17 protein-coding genes are annotated in these 16,025 nt (G+C 43.4%); 9 read left to right on the top strand and 8 right to left on the bottom strand.

From position 1 onward, the window contains the following. The 6 genes from L4D09_RS04045 to L4D09_RS04070 all read left to right on the top strand — a co-directional run bounded on the left by L4D09_RS04045 (position 1) and on the right by L4D09_RS04070 (position 6,622). A complete protein-coding gene (locus L4D09_RS04045; protein WP_428456213.1) occupies positions 1-996 on the top strand; it encodes a TRAP transporter substrate-binding protein in 996 nt (331 codons plus the stop codon). An 85-nt stretch (positions 997-1,081) separates the two neighbouring features. Next, complete coding sequence (locus L4D09_RS04050; RefSeq protein WP_428456214.1) at positions 1,082-1,636, top strand: TRAP transporter small permease; 555 nt, start codon at positions 1,082-1,084, stop codon at positions 1,634-1,636. Positions 1,637-1,638: 2 nt separating this feature from the next. Then, positions 1,639-2,913 (top strand): TRAP transporter large permease, encoded by a 1,275-nt coding sequence (locus L4D09_RS04055; protein ID WP_428456215.1) that lies wholly within the window; start codon positions 1,639-1,641, stop codon positions 2,911-2,913. Positions 2,914-2,938: 25 nt separating this feature from the next. Then, positions 2,939-3,937: a LacI family DNA-binding transcriptional regulator gene (locus L4D09_RS04060; protein ID WP_428456216.1), complete on the top strand. Its 999-nt coding sequence runs from the start codon at positions 2,939-2,941 to the stop codon at positions 3,935-3,937. Between the two features lie 452 nt (positions 3,938-4,389). After that, a complete protein-coding gene (locus L4D09_RS04065; protein WP_428456217.1) occupies positions 4,390-4,590 on the top strand; it encodes a hypothetical protein in 201 nt (66 codons plus the stop codon). A gap of 718 nt (positions 4,591-5,308) precedes the next feature. After that, a complete protein-coding gene (locus tag L4D09_RS04070) occupies positions 5,309-6,622 on the top strand; it encodes a peptidoglycan DD-metalloendopeptidase family protein (protein ID WP_428456218.1) in 1,314 nt (437 codons plus the stop codon). A gap of 103 nt (positions 6,623-6,725) precedes the next feature. Here L4D09_RS04070 and L4D09_RS04075 read toward each other — a convergent pair whose 3' ends face one another. Further along, positions 6,726-7,208, bottom strand: coding sequence for a GreA/GreB family elongation factor (locus L4D09_RS04075; RefSeq protein ID WP_428456219.1), 483 nt, complete (start codon positions 7,206-7,208; stop codon positions 6,726-6,728). Beyond that, positions 7,201-7,794, bottom strand: a complete 594-nt coding sequence (locus L4D09_RS04080) for a hypothetical protein (RefSeq protein ID WP_428456220.1) — start codon at positions 7,792-7,794, stop codon at positions 7,201-7,203. The genes L4D09_RS04075 and L4D09_RS04080 overlap by 8 nt, the downstream gene beginning before the upstream one ends. A 281-nt stretch (positions 7,795-8,075) precedes the next feature. On the opposite strand from L4D09_RS04080, the gene L4D09_RS04085 reads away from it, so the two are divergent. Next, positions 8,076-8,624 (top strand): hypothetical protein, encoded by a 549-nt coding sequence (locus tag L4D09_RS04085; RefSeq protein ID WP_428456221.1) that lies wholly within the window; start codon positions 8,076-8,078, stop codon positions 8,622-8,624. Positions 8,625-8,726: 102 nt separating this feature from the next. Next, positions 8,727-9,176, top strand: coding sequence for a DUF3429 domain-containing protein (locus L4D09_RS04090; protein WP_428456222.1), 450 nt, complete (start codon positions 8,727-8,729; stop codon positions 9,174-9,176). A 40-nt stretch (positions 9,177-9,216) separates the two neighbouring features. Here the strand turns inward: L4D09_RS04090 and L4D09_RS04095 are convergent, their stop codons facing one another. The 3 genes from L4D09_RS04095 to L4D09_RS04105 all read right to left on the bottom strand — a co-directional run bounded on the left by L4D09_RS04095 (position 9,217) and on the right by L4D09_RS04105 (position 11,609). After that, positions 9,217-10,161, bottom strand: coding sequence for a LysR family transcriptional regulator (locus L4D09_RS04095; protein WP_428456223.1), 945 nt, complete (start codon positions 10,159-10,161; stop codon positions 9,217-9,219). Between the two features lie 104 nt (positions 10,162-10,265). After that, a complete protein-coding gene (locus L4D09_RS04100) occupies positions 10,266-11,012 on the bottom strand; it encodes an arylamine N-acetyltransferase family protein (protein WP_428456224.1) in 747 nt (248 codons plus the stop codon). A gap of 9 nt (positions 11,013-11,021) precedes the next feature. Further along, complete coding sequence (locus L4D09_RS04105) at positions 11,022-11,609, bottom strand: FMN-dependent NADH-azoreductase (protein WP_428456225.1); 588 nt, start codon at positions 11,607-11,609, stop codon at positions 11,022-11,024. A gap of 163 nt (positions 11,610-11,772) precedes the next feature. Between L4D09_RS04105 and L4D09_RS04110 the strand changes: the two genes are divergently transcribed. Then, on the top strand, positions 11,773-12,159 hold the full coding sequence (locus tag L4D09_RS04110; RefSeq protein ID WP_428456226.1) for a DUF2799 domain-containing protein: 387 nt from the start codon (positions 11,773-11,775) through the stop codon (positions 12,157-12,159). A gap of 134 nt (positions 12,160-12,293) precedes the next feature. Here L4D09_RS04110 and L4D09_RS04115 read toward each other — a convergent pair whose 3' ends face one another. The 3 genes from L4D09_RS04115 to L4D09_RS04125 form a co-directional block, all read right to left on the bottom strand. Then, entirely contained in the window at positions 12,294-13,514 is a 1,221-nt protein-coding gene (locus L4D09_RS04115; RefSeq protein WP_428456227.1) for a CHRD domain-containing protein, read from the bottom strand. 302 nt (positions 13,515-13,816) lie between these two features. Further along, positions 13,817-15,082, bottom strand: a complete 1,266-nt coding sequence (locus tag L4D09_RS04120) for a quaternary amine ABC transporter ATP-binding protein (protein ID WP_428456228.1) — start codon at positions 15,080-15,082, stop codon at positions 13,817-13,819. 1 nt (position 15,083) lies between these two features. Continuing rightward, positions 15,084-15,974, bottom strand: a complete 891-nt coding sequence (locus tag L4D09_RS04125; protein WP_428456229.1) for an ABC transporter permease — start codon at positions 15,972-15,974, stop codon at positions 15,084-15,086. Positions 15,975-16,025: the final 51 nt, after the last annotated feature.

Below are 16,025 nucleotides of genomic sequence, written 5' to 3' on the forward strand. Positions count from 1 at the left end.
ATGAAAAAGCTTCTTTCGTTACCGCTATCCCTGTTAATTGCTCTTCCCCTTACAGCACAAGCCACAGAAACATATACCTTCAAGTATGCCCATACCCAAACAAGTAAGTCACTGCGCAGTGATTCAATGAAATACTTTAAAAAAGAATTAGAGAAACGTACCGAAGGCCGAATTAAGGTAAAAAATTATTTTGGCGGTGTTTTAGGCAATGAGCGTGAGTCGTTTGATGCATTAGCGACTGGCGTTCTTCAAGGAACACGTGGCGGTAACTACCCTGATGCTTCTTTCAAGTACAACATTATGTCACTGCCTTACCTTGTTCAAAATTGGGACCAAGCTGAGTGCCTCGTTCAATCCAATTGGATGCAAAACCTATCAGACGAAGCGGCAGACAATGGGATCCATATTCCTGCGGTCGGGATCTCTATCGGCTTTCGGGCGCACGGTTTGAATAAAGCCAATATTAAAAGCGTTGACGATCTGAAGGGTGTAAAAATGCGAGTCCCTTCTGGTGACGAAGTACTCTACCATCTTGAACAGGCCATTGGCAGTAACCCGCAAGGTGTCGCTTGGACAGAAACCTATTCTGCGTTACGTACTGGGGTTGTCGACGGGGTAACAGCCCAACCAACCAACATGCTGGACTCAAAACTCAATGAAGTACTGAAATCAATCACTATTGATAACCACTCCATAGGTCCGGACCCGCTAATGGTCAGCAAGTCATGGTACGACAGCCTTCCAGCAGATCTGCAAACAACTTTTGATGACGTCGCCCGCGAAACAATGGCGATGAATGTCAGCCAATACCGTCAAGAAGAAACAAAATCCATTGAACAAATGAAGAAAAATATGACCGTGGTGGATGTGTCAGATAGTGATAAAACAAGACTGAAAGAACAATCGAAATCGGTCTATGACTACTTCGTAAAACGTGGTGATTTTAGCTGGGATGACATTGATGCTGCGATAAAAGCCTCAAATAGCTGCAGTTAATTATCCTAATGATAAAGCACCCTTAGGGGTGCTTTATTTCAATTGGAATTGATTCCCACGATTGGTGTTTTAGGAGAAAGGGTTTATGGATATCGAATACACCACCCCAAAGTCACAGCCAACCATCGGCATTGTGCCCTTTTTATTGGGTACGGAAGCTTTTGTGATCAGAATAGCCAACATCTTGTCTCGCAGCTTTTTTTTCATCATGGCATCACTGGTTGTCACCCAGGTCGTCTTACGGTATGGCTTTAGCCAGTCGATTATGGGTGCCAACGAAATCGCTGTAATTCTGTTTGCTTACACAACCAGCCTTGGCGCCGCCGTCGCCATAGCCAAACGAGAACACATCACTATCTGCTGGTTTGCAGAGCAAATGCCACCCACTGTCCGTAAGCTACTTGATTTACTTGTCCTGTGCCTATTGTTCGCGATTAACTACGTCATTTTCATTCACTCATTAGATTGGATTGAAACCACAGGTCATACAAATATCCCTCTATTGCAAGTTCCCCGCTGGTGGGCGCAGGCCGCTGTGCCGTTATGTACAACACTATCGATGTTTTTCTGTGGGATAAAAATTGCTGTCGGAGTCATTGATACCGACACACTTGGAAAGTCTTGGTTAGGGGAAGATTAATTATGTTTTTATTATTAGGCAGTTTGGCGGTTCTTTTGTTTTTAGGGGTACCCATTGCATATTCCTTGGGGATCTCATCCTTTTTTTATTTTTTCATGAATGAACCCGACCTTATTGCTGTTTTACCACAACGCTTATTTGCAGGCTTCAGTTCATACTCACTCATGGCACTACCACTGTTCATCTTCATGGGTATGTTGATGAATGAGTCGGGGATCACCCAACGACTTATTAACTTCTGCATGCTCTTTGTTGGCCGCCTTCGCGGTGGACTAGGACTGGTTAACGTCGGCTCCTCGATGGTGTTTGGTGGCATTTCAGGATCCTCAACCTCTGATACCGCTTCTATCGGATCTATTTTGATCCCTGCTATGGAGAAAAAAGGCTACCCGAAAAAGTTTTCTTCTGGGATCACCGTTGCTTCATCCACCATGGGAATGATCATACCTCCCTCTATACCAATGGTCTTATACGCTATCGCTGCGCAAGAATCTGTTGGTGCGCTCTTTTTAGCCGCCACCATACCGGGGCTAATGATCGGCCTATTCCAGGTTGGAATGACGATATTCATTGCGTACAAAAACAAGTTTCCTAAAGAAGACATCAAAATTAGCTTGTCAATCGTTGTCACTGAAGTCATTAAATCTTCTTATGTGCTGGTAATGCCAATCCTGATTATTGGTGTCGTGATTTTGGGTATCGCAACCCCAACCGAGTCATCAGCGATCGCAGTGGTGTACGCGGCAGTCATTGGCTTCTTCCTCACCCGTAATCTCACCATGAAACAGTTTTTATCTTGTGTGAGTGCGACAGTCACCACCAGCTCAAAAATTATGATGATCATCGCCCTGTCCCAGCTGTATATTTGGGTTCTTGCGCTAGAAAATATCCCTTACCAAATTAGTACTTTCTTGACGGGTCTTGAGTTATCCCCAATTGCACTAATGCTGTTATTAGGACTGTTTATTTTGGCCATCGGGACTTTCTTGGATGTTAGCCCTGCGATTTTGATCCTGACTCCCATTTTCTTGCCGGTAGCAGCCGAAGCGGGGGTTTCATCACTACAGTTTGGCGTTTTACTCATCACCGGACTTGCTGTGGGAGCCTGTACACCACCAGTGGGCAATTGCCTAAATGTCTGCTCGGCGATATCTAAAATGGGAATTGGACAGATCTTTATGGGAGCACTCCCGTTTCTTTCTGCGAATGTCTTCATTATGGCTATCACCATCTTTTTCCCGGCAACGGTACTGTGGTTACCCTCACTGTTATCTTAATTTGGCTGTAAAAAAGGAGTGCTGTATGCAGGAGTTTAAGATTTCAGACATTGCCATTATGGCAGGTGTCAGCCCCGCAACCGTTGACCGCGTACTAAACAATCGTGGTACTGTTCGTCAATCTACACGAGATAAAGTGTTGAGCGGCATTGAGCAGCTGAGAACGCAGCTAAGCCAAGAAAATTATCTTCAGCAGGCAGGGAAAAAGCTAACCTTTATCTTACCTGCTGGCGCAGGCCCTTCAATCGATGAAAACCTGCACTCCTTCGTCCACACCACTGCGGCAGAACGTAATATCCAAATATGCTGGCGCAATTATGACAAACTGGATCATCGCTCACTGTCATCAGTATTGAATAGTATTGATATAGATAAATGCCTTGGGGTTGTAATGCAACCTCTGGAACACCCCACAGTGGCATCGGCTCTCGGGCGATTCACCTTACACAATATTCCCTGTATCTGCTTATTGAGTGAACCCGGCCCAAACCTGCGAGCATGCAATTACATTGGCCTTAACAACTTTAATGCTGGTGAAACAGCCGGTTATTTGATGACAAAATTCAACTCAAATACTCAAGGTCGAATCGCAATAGTCGGTGGTGTCGATAAATATTGGAACCATAAACTGCGAGTAGATGGATTTAAAACCAGTGTTAATGCACTGTCAAAAAAACTGACTCTAATCCCGCCAATTTATGGAAATGATGAGCCAGAGCACAATCACTTTTTCATCGAAAAACTACTAAAGCGTTATGATGATCTTACAGGTATCTACAATGTCGGTTCAGGTAACCGAGGTATTGTGAAAGCGTTAATTGAAGCCGAGAAAGCGGAAAAAATCACATTTTTTACTCATAATCTCACTTCGACATCCAAACAGTACCTCCTATGTGGTGCGGTCGATGCCATCATTACCCCCAATTATCACCAAATTGTGAACCGTATTTTCGACCGATTTACCTCAGGTCTGGACTGTACTTATTACGTTGATTTTGATGTGCGTTTCCAAACCAACGTGTAAACGCAATAGCACTACTTTATTAAACCAAGCTGAAATCACCCACAAAATACGACATAAACCACACTTTATTGCAATAAAATGTATTTACAACAGCAAATTTTACGAGTAGAGTCCATTTGTCTGCTACTCAGACCTGCAATGATTTCCGAAGAACACGTCTCACTTCTCGCCAAAGTAAGCAAGCTCCTCTAAAAGATTTCACTCTATATTTCCACTGTTCACGCTAAGTTGCGAGCAAGAAACAGTGATGAGTCAGCGCGTTGGTGATCGCCTGACGGTGATATAAAGGTCACAGAGTAAAACGACAGAACTAACATGTTTGTTTAAGCATGTTACTAAGCGTATACATACTCAATTGAATAGCCACAAAACCAATGCAAGTGAGTACATAGCACTGAAACCCAGTCTATTTTTATACTCCAAAATGCAGGCTTTGGGCTTAAGGAAAAATCATGACTTCACAAACTGGCATTATCCGCAGCTTTAACCCTCAAAATAACACTGGCCTTATCACATGTGATTTAGGTGGCGACATTGGTTTTTCGGCAATGAATGTCGCAAGCCAAGGCCAACCAGTTTCAGGCAGCCTTGTTGAGTTCATCATGGATGACTCGAAGACAAAGCTACAAGCTGTGAAAATCCAATTCTTGTAAAAGAAATAGCTGGTAAGGTCTAACTCAAGACCTTACCGCTCCCCCGATAACATTGAAATCCCTCCCCCTCATTTCCCATAAAACTTGTATCACCCCATTCCTATATCGCATTAAACATTCTAAATACACTTTACAAAGCAATGCATCCACACACATAACGTGACCAGCACATCAAACCTGTATCATAATTAAGACAAATGAGTACAATTAAGCATACATTCAGCTTTGTAATGTGAGACTGTGTGCGTAATAAATTACTTGAGGAAAATCACACATGGAATGTAGCTGTCATAATCTAGCGCGCATAAAACGCAACTTTTGGCAGAGAGTTTTCTACAAATCTATACATATCTGCAAAGATTGTGGAAAACAATTCAAGCTGTAAAAGACAAAATAATGACATTTCTACTCATCTGCCTTTCTTGATTATTCACCATAATAAGTTTCAAACATCGCTTATTGTGGTGAACAAATACGCACCATCCCGCTGAAAAATGTGACTAAAATCACCTTTCTTACGCAAAATAATCCGTCCACGATAAAAAAGTGTAAATACTAAGTTTTTTGACAAACAAAAAGTCCGACCTGTGGCAATATGTGTCTCGATTTGAAGCTGATGCTAACGCATTATTTAAGTTGGTATGGATACTAGGCGCTTCACTGGCCATGCCCAACAAAGAACCCTTACCACTAAACAATAACGACGAGTTCTTTTTGTATGTCATCGCAAAAAATGACAATCCCTAACAAGTGGATGTCGATCAAATTTTTGGGGCTAGCAGGCCTTTCTGTTCTCACTTTGGCTGCTATCTTCAGTTATAACACCTCGCCTATTCGAGAAATCCCGCTACAGCTGGCACTTTCTTCAACACCATGGAGCAATGAAAGTAGCACTGACCAGCCCGTGATTGAACCGCCACGCTTTGCCTACACGATTCACAAGGGCGATTCTTTAAGCCAAATTTTTTCCCGCTTGAATGTCCCATACTCTGATATTCAACTGCTTATGGAAGCTGATCTCAATTACCTTAAAATTGACACTCTGCAACCTGGTCACCGGTTACGATTTTGGCTTGATGGTGAGGAAAAAAGACTTGAAAGACTTGAATTAGAATTCAGTCTCGCAGAGAAGGTAGCCTATCAGCGTGTTGATAATACCGCATTTGAGGTAGAGGAAATTTCAATTCCTGGTGATTGGGAAGATACCATTGCCACAGGTGAAATAAATGGCAGCTTTTCTGTCTCAGCCCAAAGAGCTGGACTAAATTTGACTGAAATTTATGAGATCACCAACTTACTAAAAGATAAGATTAATTTTGCTCGAGATATACGTGCAGGTGATAATTTCGAAGTTGTAGTATCGCGCCAGTCGGTAAAAAGCACCTTAACGGGTCAGCATGAAATTCGTGCGATACGTATTCATAGCCGTGGTAAAACAACCTCCGCTTACCTTCATGGTGACGGTAATTTCTATGATGCTAAAGGCCAGAGCCTACAACGTGCTTTCATGCGCTACCCTTACCAATCAAACCAAAAATGGCGTATTAGTTCTCACTTTAACCCTAAACGACGCCACCCTGTAACAGGCCGTGTATCACCCCATAATGGTGTCGACTTTGCTACCCCAACAGGCACCCCTGTACTTGCTACTGGTGACGGTGTGGTCGTTCAAGCACTAAGCCATCCTTATGCGGGTAATTATATTGTTATCGAACATGGTTCTAATTACCGTACACGCTACCTGCATAATAGTAAGATGCTTGTTCGTAAAGGCCAGAAGGTCACTCGAGGACAACGTATTGCGTTAGCTGGCGCAACAGGCCGTGTAACAGGTGCACATATTCACTATGAATTTCTGATCCGAGGCCGCGCTGTTAACCCTATGACAGCCAATATTCCAATGGCTTCATCGGTTCCAAGCAAGGAAAAAGAGCAGTTTAAAGAAACTGTTGCCATCTACGATGACTTGATGAATGAGCAAAAAGACCAATTGCTTACTATGAATTCAGACAGCATAGAGCCTGAAGCGTAACTTTACCCCACCATAAAAAAGGGAAGCAGCTGCTTCCCTTTTTAATATCTACCCATCGATTTGATAAGACAGCAGCGTAAAGCGCTTGTCTACATACCCTTACCTAAACAACGCTTTCAATATCATAAAGCACCACTTTATTACCGATATGAACATCAATTTCATCGCCTTGCTCGCGGCCAATAAGCGCTTCGCCAAAGGGCGATGTCGGCGTAACAACAATAACCTCTTTTTCTTCAAAGCACACTTTGACACCACCAGCGGCAGGACCGAAAAATACGAATTTTTCGTTATCATCTTCATCGATTAAATGGATAAAACACCCAAGAGTAACTCGGTTATTGATTTCCGTGAGTGTTAATTTCAACTGCTGATAAGCGGTGATATCAGCTTGGCACTCCGCGACCCGTTGCGCTTGCCCATGTGCTAAATACGCAGCCTCAAGCGCTAGAGTATCATATTGGTTCTCTGCAACATTCTGATCATCTGTTGCCGTATTCTGAGCCCGCTCCGTTGCCTCTACCGCACTTTGATAGACAGCGTTGAGCTCTGTAAGGATCAAATCAAGTAGCAAGTGTTTATTCATTTTCAATTAGCTTATACGTTTTCTTCATTTCATCAGGGGCAATGCCATAACCCGCATCGACCAAGTACCCATCTTTATAAACCGTCATCCCTTGTTCAGTCCATTCCACGTCGATAACGGCAGTGTTGCCATCTTCACTACCCAGTAAAGCCAGTATTTCATCGGTGATCAAAATGGCTTTAATACTCTTTACCCGTTGAAAAGGCATAAATCGATCGAACATAGGTACTTCACCATAGGTTAAAGCCCATTGTTCTTGCGGAACTAACCATTCATTATACACGGCACCACTCACTGGCTCTGGATTACGAGCAATCACAATCTGTTCCGTGACAATGTTTTTTGTTTCGATTTCTGGCTTACCTTCTTCATCCGCAATATAGGTCACAAGTACTCGACCAATTTCCACATCATGTGGAAGGCGCCCATATGTTAGCGCTTTCTTTTGGTACTCTGGTGCATTATCAAATTTCACCATTACTTGCGGGATATCTTGAAAGCTAACAGGCGTATTTTCCACAGCCGCATGTGCATCCGACATTGGTATCGCCAGTAAGATTGCCACTGCAAAAAAACTATTTTTCATTTTTATCTCAATCAATTTAAGCCAACAGCCTTATGGTAATGCCTTATGGCAAAAATTGGTAATAAGTGCCAGACATTTAAAAACCTTAAAAAGCGCTGGCATTGAAGGAACATCACAGAATGCCCTCAACCATCCTGTAAAAAATTTCAGCTCTCGCTTGACGCTAATCAAACATCGTTCAAATATTCGTCATGTCAGTATGAATTTATGTACATAATAGATTAACCGCTAAATCAACGGAATGAGCTCGGTTCCCCTTCACATATTAAGGAGGCAATACCATGATTAAAAATGCCAACCTCATAAAGTGGCTACTTCACGGCTTAACGGTTGCACCTCTTGTTCATATTTTGATTGGTTTACCCGTCTTTTTTATTCTATTTGCTGGCTCAGTGAGCTATGCCGTTGGCAGTGTATTAACTCTATTTGCGCTTTTTTTGCCAATTGATTTCATCCACTCTCTCGCCATGACATATATGATATCGGGCAAATTATTGATTGGTGTAACCCTATATAGCGGCTGGCCATTAACAATCATTTGTCTGGTGCCAACCTGCTATTTGCTTTCTCTGGCGATACTCGGTCGATATTTACGTAATACCAACTTTGAACATTGGATTGCTTACAATATCGCCACAACATGGCGTGTTATCGTGCTCTCTGCCGTTGCTTTACTCATTCCATTTGCCGGTGGGTTAAGTTTTAGTAACGCGGCGATTTTCTCCGCGATCATTTCAGCGTGCTACTTGCTAATACGGATTTACCATTTTTATGTTCCACTCTGGAGCAGAATAGTAAGGTGGGACCACAACCATAACGCATTTATATAATTGAGTTTACAGATCCCCGATCATTAAACTGACCGAGTTTTCCTGTTTACGGGCAATCAACTATGCTTTGAAAACATGTAAGTTTTCTATGGAAGATCGCCGATGGCACTCTCGCCCGCTCAAACGATGTCACGACTGGCATATCTTGGTTTAGTCCCTTTTATTCTGGCCATCATCTGTATTTGGATAGATAAGACGTTATTTGGCTTAGAGGCCGAAAAGGTTTTTGTTGCCTATAGCGCGGTGATTTTAAGCTTTCTTTCGGGTGTTTTATGGGGCAATGCCATCGATCATATAAAGCACTCACTAAGTCGTAATGCGCTTATCCTTAGTAACCTATTTGCGTTTATTGCTTGGGGCGTATTGCTGCACTCACCAGACAGTTACTTCTGGTCGGTATCGGTTTTGCTCTTTGGTTTTATTGCGGTATGGTTTGCCGAGAAAAAAGTTCGAGAAGTCGAACAAGAGCAAAACCCCAAGAACTATCAACCGTTGCGTAACCGACTTACAGCCATTGTTTCGCTGTTCCACGTGGTTGTTATCATGAGTTGAAGTGGGTATAGCGAGTACGTATTACCCACTTCAGAGTCAATTAACTTCGCTGGTTGAGTAAAGAAACATTCTTCACTTTATCGATGATCAGCTCGCGTAACCAACGATGGCTTGGATCAAGTTCAAAGTGACGATGCCACATTAGCACGTACCCTCCCGGCACTAAATCTACTGGCACTTCAAGCGTATGTAGATCATAGCTAGTGAGCATATGCGAAGCATACTTGGCTGGGGCACACAAAATTAAATCACTTTGCTCACACAGCCCCATCGCACTATAAAAGTCGGTCATATTGACCGCTTGATCTCGCTTTAAGTGCTGTAGCTTTAATACATCATCCAACAACCACTGATCAATACCGCCAAATGTCACCTGTAAGTGGCGATACTTTAAAAATGTATCAAGATTCCATTCTTCTTTCAGTAAAGGGTGCCCTCGACGAACAAGGCACACAGGGTGATCGCGAGCCAACTCGACAAACTGTAGCTGTGATGGAATATTATCAATGTGGCTGGTAGAACGAAGATCCCACTCGCGGCAGCTAATCGCCATGTCGATTTCACAACGCATAAGCTTATCTTCACTGGTATGGTTCCATGTCTGGGCATCAAGCTTTATTTTTGGCGCTTGTACTAATAGCTCCGGCATAAAATAGGGGTAAGTCAGGGAATAAGCCGTTTCAACCATGTGAATGCGAAACTCTCGTTCGCTATCACTCGGATCAAAATGGTTTGGCCGAGTGAATTGATCAAGCTGCTGCAAAACCTGCCGTAAATGAGGTGCGAGTTGTTTTGCACGTGGGGTGGCCCTCAGTCCGTGTGCAGTTCGTTCAAACAGTTGGTCGTCAAACGTTTCTCTTAACTTGGCAAGCTGCTTACTGACTGCGGATTGGCTTAGGTGCAACCGCGAAGCCGCAGCTGTTACGCTTTGCTCTTCTAACAACACTTCCAACACTTTGAGCAAATTATAATCAAACTGAGACACTGACTAAATAACCTTCTTCATTATTATCCCCCCGTAGAGAACTTGGGGGGGCTTTATCCATATTAAGTGAAGTCAGAAAGTTATTCGATATTAACTTCACATTATCACTCTGATAAACCAAATATATCCTTCAGCAATTGAGTGCTCTCTGATTCAGAGACTGGCTTCTCATCTCTTACATTGTTTACAGTATGGATTAGCAAACCATCTGATAATGTCATTCGGCCATCATTTGTTCTGAGTGACACCAGCGTTTTTTGGGTAAACCATGACTCAGGTGACGTTTGAACAAAGTGGCTTGCTGTCGAGAAATCTTCGCGCTGCCATGGGGTATCGCTAAAAATATATCTCGGCTCCCAAACGGATTCTTCATTCAATCGATATAGCGCTTTCATGCCTTCAAAGCTATCCACTTTATACTGAGTATCCTCTCCCATTGTTGCTGAGGGTCTGTCGACACGTTTAGGCTCACCGAAATCTCGACCATTCCCGACATCCACCAAATAGCGTTCACTGGCTATAGTAACAATGAGCGCCATATGATTTCTCATTCCACCAAGAGGCTGACCTGAGTTCATTTCGGCACCGATAAACGTGACATCAAAACCAAGTACTTGCAAAGCATCATGGAATAAGGCGTTTGCCTCGAAGCATACTCCCCCACGCTGCTTGAGAACAATTTTCTCAAAAACACCATCATGGGATAAGTCCAACGCTGTTTTGTTCCGTATATAGAGATTTTCAAACGGTACATGTAAAAGAAATTGCCGCTGTAGCGCCGTCAGTACTGACAGTGTTGGCATCGTGCTGCCGCTATAATGGATACGCTCAAAGAATGCAGTTAAATTCATCAGTAGCACCTATGCAGCAATCCGTGTTGCTAATGCGTCTATCTCACGATGAATTGCTGCTAAATTCTGCGCACTATCGGGCATATCTAACCCCGTGGCATGAACAAAGGTCACATCATCAAGGCCAATCATCGATAGTGTTAAACTCAATTGCTGCTCAATGGCTTCAACTTGTCCACCTCCGCTAGCTATCACAATGATCACTTTCTTTTCGGTTAAGTATCCCTTCGGCCCTTCCGCTGTGTAGTTAAATGTCACCCCCGCGCGAGTAATATGGTCAATCCACGCTTTTAAGGTACTCGGTATGGCAAAGTTATACACTGGCGCCCCAATAACAATAACATCATGAGCTTTTACTTCATCGATTAGCTGAGTTGATAAGGCACTTGCAGCCAACGCCTCCTTACTTTCACCACCAGAGAACCCGAGAGCAGTCTCTGCACTAAAATGAGGAATAGGGTATGTCGCAACGTCACGTTCCGTAACCACCGCGCCATTTCCGCGCCCTTTGATTTGGCCAATAATTTTACCGACTAGCTGGCGTGAGTGTGAGTCATCGATACGTAAACTGCTATTTATTGATAATACTTTTTTCATGCGCTTAACCCCTATAAATAAGATGAAGGCCAAGTATAAAAGTTAAAGTTAACTTTAAGTCAACATATAAATTACTCTCTTATTTTCTATACAAAACCACGATCTGCTGCTTTAGTTAAATGGCAATTTGATGTTAAGCCCGATTAGGTGTTAAGGAGCCAAAATGAAATTATTATCAATTGCCCTCGCCAGTTCATTGCTATTTGGTTGTTCGAGCTTTATCACAGATACTCAACTTGCTAAGCAGAATAAGTGGGATCAATTAGGTTTTAGTGATGGTGCGACAGGTCAACATCAAAGATCTGCTACTGAGTTAACCTTCCTGACTGTTGTAAACAAAGAACAAGTCGAGCAATACAATGAAGGCTTTAACAGAGGCAATGGCACATTCTGTGAATTGAATGCGGCCTACGATAATGGCCTAAAAGGGAAGAAGTACCAGGGTCAATGCATCAACTTTGAGCATGAACCTGATCTGGTTACTGCTTGGCACAAAGGCTATGAACGATACACTACCTTACAAGATAGCTTTGTACTGAGTTCTGACTAATCGCCTCCCTATAGTTACTATACCAAGCCCCAAAAAAGCTAACATTAAAGGCCGCAAATGCGGCCTTCTTCATATTCATTTACAATCAACCATAGCCAGCTTTGTTGCAGGGCGAGTTAACAACACCACGACATTTAATCTATTTGCCCCCGTACCTCACCGCTTGGCACTGCTGGCGTATGAATATTAAGGTAATGACCGCCCATTAGCAGGATGTTGGCTGTTTCTTCATCCAACATAGCGTTATCAGGACTTCGCCATACATTCACATCACCCGTGTCTTGCTCGAGCTCAACAGCTACACCACCATTAGTACCAATCTCTCCCTGATGCACATGCGCGGCAACGGCCTCTTCTAAGCCTGTTGTTAGAATAAGGACTGACAATAAGCCTGTTGCGCCATCAAACCACACATAGCCGTCACCCGCCGCATCAGTAACAACCGGAGGCACTTCTTCGTCACCGCTTAAACCAAATGCAAATACTGTTACTGTGTCATTAAATATTTGGCCGCGGATTTCTCCACTTGGTACACCTGGAGTATGAATATTGACATAGTGACCACCCGCTAGCATTGTTTCCACAACATCGGTCTCGAGGCTAGTGCCATCTGGTGTTTGCCATACTGTCGCGTCTTCAGTACTTTGCTCAAGAAATACAACCACACCACCGTTTGCACCTATCTCACCTTCATGGATATGAGCTGCAACAGCATCTTCCACCCCAGTAGTCAGCACCGTTAAATCAATATCATTGCTAACTGTATTGACCGTTGCATAACCATGCCCAAATGCGTCGGTATCAAGCGCAGGGACCTCCTGACGTCCACTAAGAGCAAATGCCAGGACTTGGGTATCGGCATCCACTATTTGCCCTCTCACTTCTCCCGGCGGAGCTTGTTGGGTATGAACATTGATATACCATTCCCCGCCCATCAACATGCCAGCCTGCTCCATGGTAATGTCGGTTTCGGTAACTATCATCGTACCGTCACCGTTATCCGTAAATTCAAATGCAACAGAACCATTCTCTCCAACACTGCCTTGGTGAATATGGGCAGCAAGCACATTATCAACCGCACTGATATCTATCTCAGCACTCAATGTATAAGTATCATCGTTGCCAAATTCAGGCTCATCCTCTTTATTCATATGCCCTGAAGGAAGCGAGAAGAAATGATCCTCACTACCCTGTGTGATTAATAGTGTCACCGTTCCGGATGCCATCGCAGTTGTTTGCACTGGCGGAACTTCCTGCGAACCCGATAAGGTTACCGCAAAATTTAATTCTTCATCATGGCAGCCAACCAAAGACGCAACTGAGAGCAATAATGCCCAAATCATTTGCTTTCTCATACATTCCTCCAACAGTCATTGCTGTTCTGCCTGAAAAGTTTAGTCATACGCCTATAACCAAGACCTTATACATTGTCTTAGCTTTGAGAGAGGTGGTACTTAAATGAGAAGTGAGAAAATAACACCATGATATATATGCTTATATCGGCAGGTAAAAAAGTAATAAATTTGTAGGATGACAGAAGACTCAGAAAAATAAAGTAGAGGGGCAGATAATTGCTGGTCTACATAAAAAACACCTCTGTCAGAGTAACTGACAGAGGTGTTTTAGAATATTTCATTCGGAATGAATTCAGGTAACTTTATGCTGCTTTACTGCTAGCCGATACACTATCTTTAACATTGCTTTCAGCCTCTTCATCAGATGAAGCACTATGCTCACTAAGTACTTCCGCTAACGTTGAACGAGACAGACGCCCCTCGACTTCACCCTCAGCATTCAATACGGGTAACGGGTGCTTATTCTCTAATGTTTCAGGGATCACCGCTTCTAATAATGCATCTGTTTGTATTGAAGGCACATCTTCTAACATAGATTCATCAATCGCATTGCCATAATCGGCCTGCTCGGCGTTTTCGAGGGTCTCTTGGGTTATAACCCCTTGGTAGCCTTCATCGTTAATGTAATAACCGTAATCATCTTTGGCTTTACGCATTTCTGCGACGGCTTCACCAATTGTTTCAGCAGAAATCCTCACCCCTTGCGGCTTCATCACGGTTTCTACCGTTAAGGCACGTGCACGGTTAACATCTTTTACAAAGGCTTCGACATAATCATCAGCAGGATTCAATAAAATATCGACCGGCTCACCTTGCTGAACCAATACACCATCGCGCAAAATAGCAATTTTATCGCCCAAGCGTAGTGCCTCATCTAAATCATGGGTAATAAACACGATTGTTTTATGCAGCTTTTCTTGTAATTCAATGAGTTGGTCTTGCATTTCACTACGAATTAATGGATCGAGCGCCGAGAATGCCTCATCCATTAGCAAGATATCAGCATCGGTACATAGAGCACGGGCTAACCCTACACGCTGTTGCTGCCCACCAGATAGCTGTGATGGATATTGCTTTTCATATCCACTCAAACCTACCGTTTCAAGCCATTCACGAGCACTGGCTTCCCATTCGTTTTTCTTCACCCCTTGAACTTGCAAACCATAACCGATGTTTTGCAATACAGTGCGGTGTGGCATCAAACCAAAACGCTGGAATACCATTGACATTTTATTACGGCGGAAATCTTGTAACCCTTTATCGTTCAGGTTCATGACATCTGTGCCCGCAATCTCAATCACACCTTCGGTTGGGTCAATCAAACGGTTAAAGTGACGAATAAGCGTAGACTTACCCGAACCCGATAGCCCCATGACGACAAAGATTTCCCCCGGATTCACTTCCAAATTGATATCACAAAGCCCAACGGTGTGACCCGTTTCTGCCAGAATATCATCTTTCGATTTCCCCGCTTTCACTTGTTCCAACACTGCTTTTGCGTTGGGGCCAAACACTTTGTACAAGTTTTTAACCCGAATAAGCGGTGTTGTTTGTGATTTGTTCGTCATGTTAGCGACCTCCTAAATGCTGTTGGGTACGCTTTGCATAGCTCTGAGAAATACGGTCAAAAATAATCGCCAATGCCACAATCGCTAAACCGTTAAGTAAGCCTAAAGTGAAATATTGGTTTGTGATGGATTGAAGTACTGGCTGTCCTAATCCTTTAACACCAATCATTGAAGCAATAACAACCATGGCAAGTGCCATCATGATAGTTTGGTTGATACCCGCCATAATATTTGGCATTGCTAACGGAAGCTGTACCCCGAATAGACGCTGCATAGGGCTTGCACCGTAAGCGGTAGCCGCTTCAAGTACTTCTTTATCAACTAAACGAATACCCAGGTTAGTTAGACGGATAACAGGTGGAACCGCATAGATCACCACGGCAATCACACCTGGAATTTTACCGATCCCCAGTAACATTACGACCGGGATCAAATACACGAATGCTGGCATGGTTTGCATAATATCGAGCATTGGCATCGTAATAGATTGCACCCTGTTGGATCGCGCCATCGCAATACCAATGGGAATACCAATTGCGATGGCAACCATGGTCGAGACTAAAATAATACTCATAGTACGCATGGTGTTGTCCCACATACCGAACACACCGATCAATGTGAAGGCGACAACAACCCCAGCGGTTAGCTTCCATGAACGACTCGCTAAATATGCTAAGCCCGCTAACACACCAATAACTATCCACCATGGCGTGCCCAGCAGAAGTTTTTCAAACCAGATAAGGAACGTTAATAATGGGTCAAAGAAGGATTCGATGCTGTCACCATATTCACGAGAAAAGCTACGGTAAGCACCATCGAGTGTTTTACGAATTTCAAGCAGTTGGTAACGGTCAAGCTGCGGAATTTCCGTCAACCATGATTTATCTGACATAACAATTTTTCCTAAAAATGCAAAAGCCCGGCTTCTCAATTGCCGGGCTTT

Origin of the sequence: Photobacterium makurazakiensis (genome assembly GCF_050336715.1) — a bacterium.
GTDB classification, from domain to species: domain Bacteria; phylum Pseudomonadota; class Gammaproteobacteria; order Enterobacterales; family Vibrionaceae; genus Photobacterium; species Photobacterium makurazakiensis.

Coding starts and splice junctions, on each gene's coding strand:
- L4D09_RS04110 (WP_428456226.1), top strand. CDS start 11,773: ATGAAATTATTATCAATTGCCCTCGCCAGTTCATTGCTATTTGGTTGT.
- L4D09_RS04115 (WP_428456227.1), bottom strand. CDS start 13,514: ATGAGAAAGCAAATGATTTGGGCATTATTGCTCTCAGTTGCGTCTTTG.
- L4D09_RS04120 (WP_428456228.1), bottom strand. CDS start 15,082: ATGACGAACAAATCACAAACAACACCGCTTATTCGGGTTAAAAACTTG.
- L4D09_RS04100 (WP_428456224.1), bottom strand. CDS start 11,012: ATGAATTTAACTGCATTCTTTGAGCGTATCCATTATAGCGGCAGCACG.
- L4D09_RS04075 (WP_428456219.1), bottom strand. CDS start 7,208: ATGAATAAACACTTGCTACTTGATTTGATCCTTACAGAGCTCAACGCT.
- L4D09_RS04060 (WP_428456216.1), top strand. CDS start 2,939: ATGCAGGAGTTTAAGATTTCAGACATTGCCATTATGGCAGGTGTCAGC.
- L4D09_RS04105 (WP_428456225.1), bottom strand. CDS start 11,609: ATGAAAAAAGTATTATCAATAAATAGCAGTTTACGTATCGATGACTCA.
- L4D09_RS04045 (WP_428456213.1), top strand. CDS start 1: ATGAAAAAGCTTCTTTCGTTACCGCTATCCCTGTTAATTGCTCTTCCC.
- L4D09_RS04080 (WP_428456220.1), bottom strand. CDS start 7,794: ATGAAAAATAGTTTTTTTGCAGTGGCAATCTTACTGGCGATACCAATG.
- L4D09_RS04085 (WP_428456221.1), top strand. CDS start 8,076: ATGATTAAAAATGCCAACCTCATAAAGTGGCTACTTCACGGCTTAACG.
- L4D09_RS04090 (WP_428456222.1), top strand. CDS start 8,727: ATGGCACTCTCGCCCGCTCAAACGATGTCACGACTGGCATATCTTGGT.
- L4D09_RS04125 (WP_428456229.1), bottom strand. CDS start 15,974: ATGTCAGATAAATCATGGTTGACGGAAATTCCGCAGCTTGACCGTTAC.
- L4D09_RS04055 (WP_428456215.1), top strand. CDS start 1,639: ATGTTTTTATTATTAGGCAGTTTGGCGGTTCTTTTGTTTTTAGGGGTA.
- L4D09_RS04050 (WP_428456214.1), top strand. CDS start 1,082: ATGGATATCGAATACACCACCCCAAAGTCACAGCCAACCATCGGCATT.
- L4D09_RS04065 (WP_428456217.1), top strand. CDS start 4,390: ATGACTTCACAAACTGGCATTATCCGCAGCTTTAACCCTCAAAATAAC.
- L4D09_RS04070 (WP_428456218.1), top strand. CDS start 5,309: ATGTCATCGCAAAAAATGACAATCCCTAACAAGTGGATGTCGATCAAA.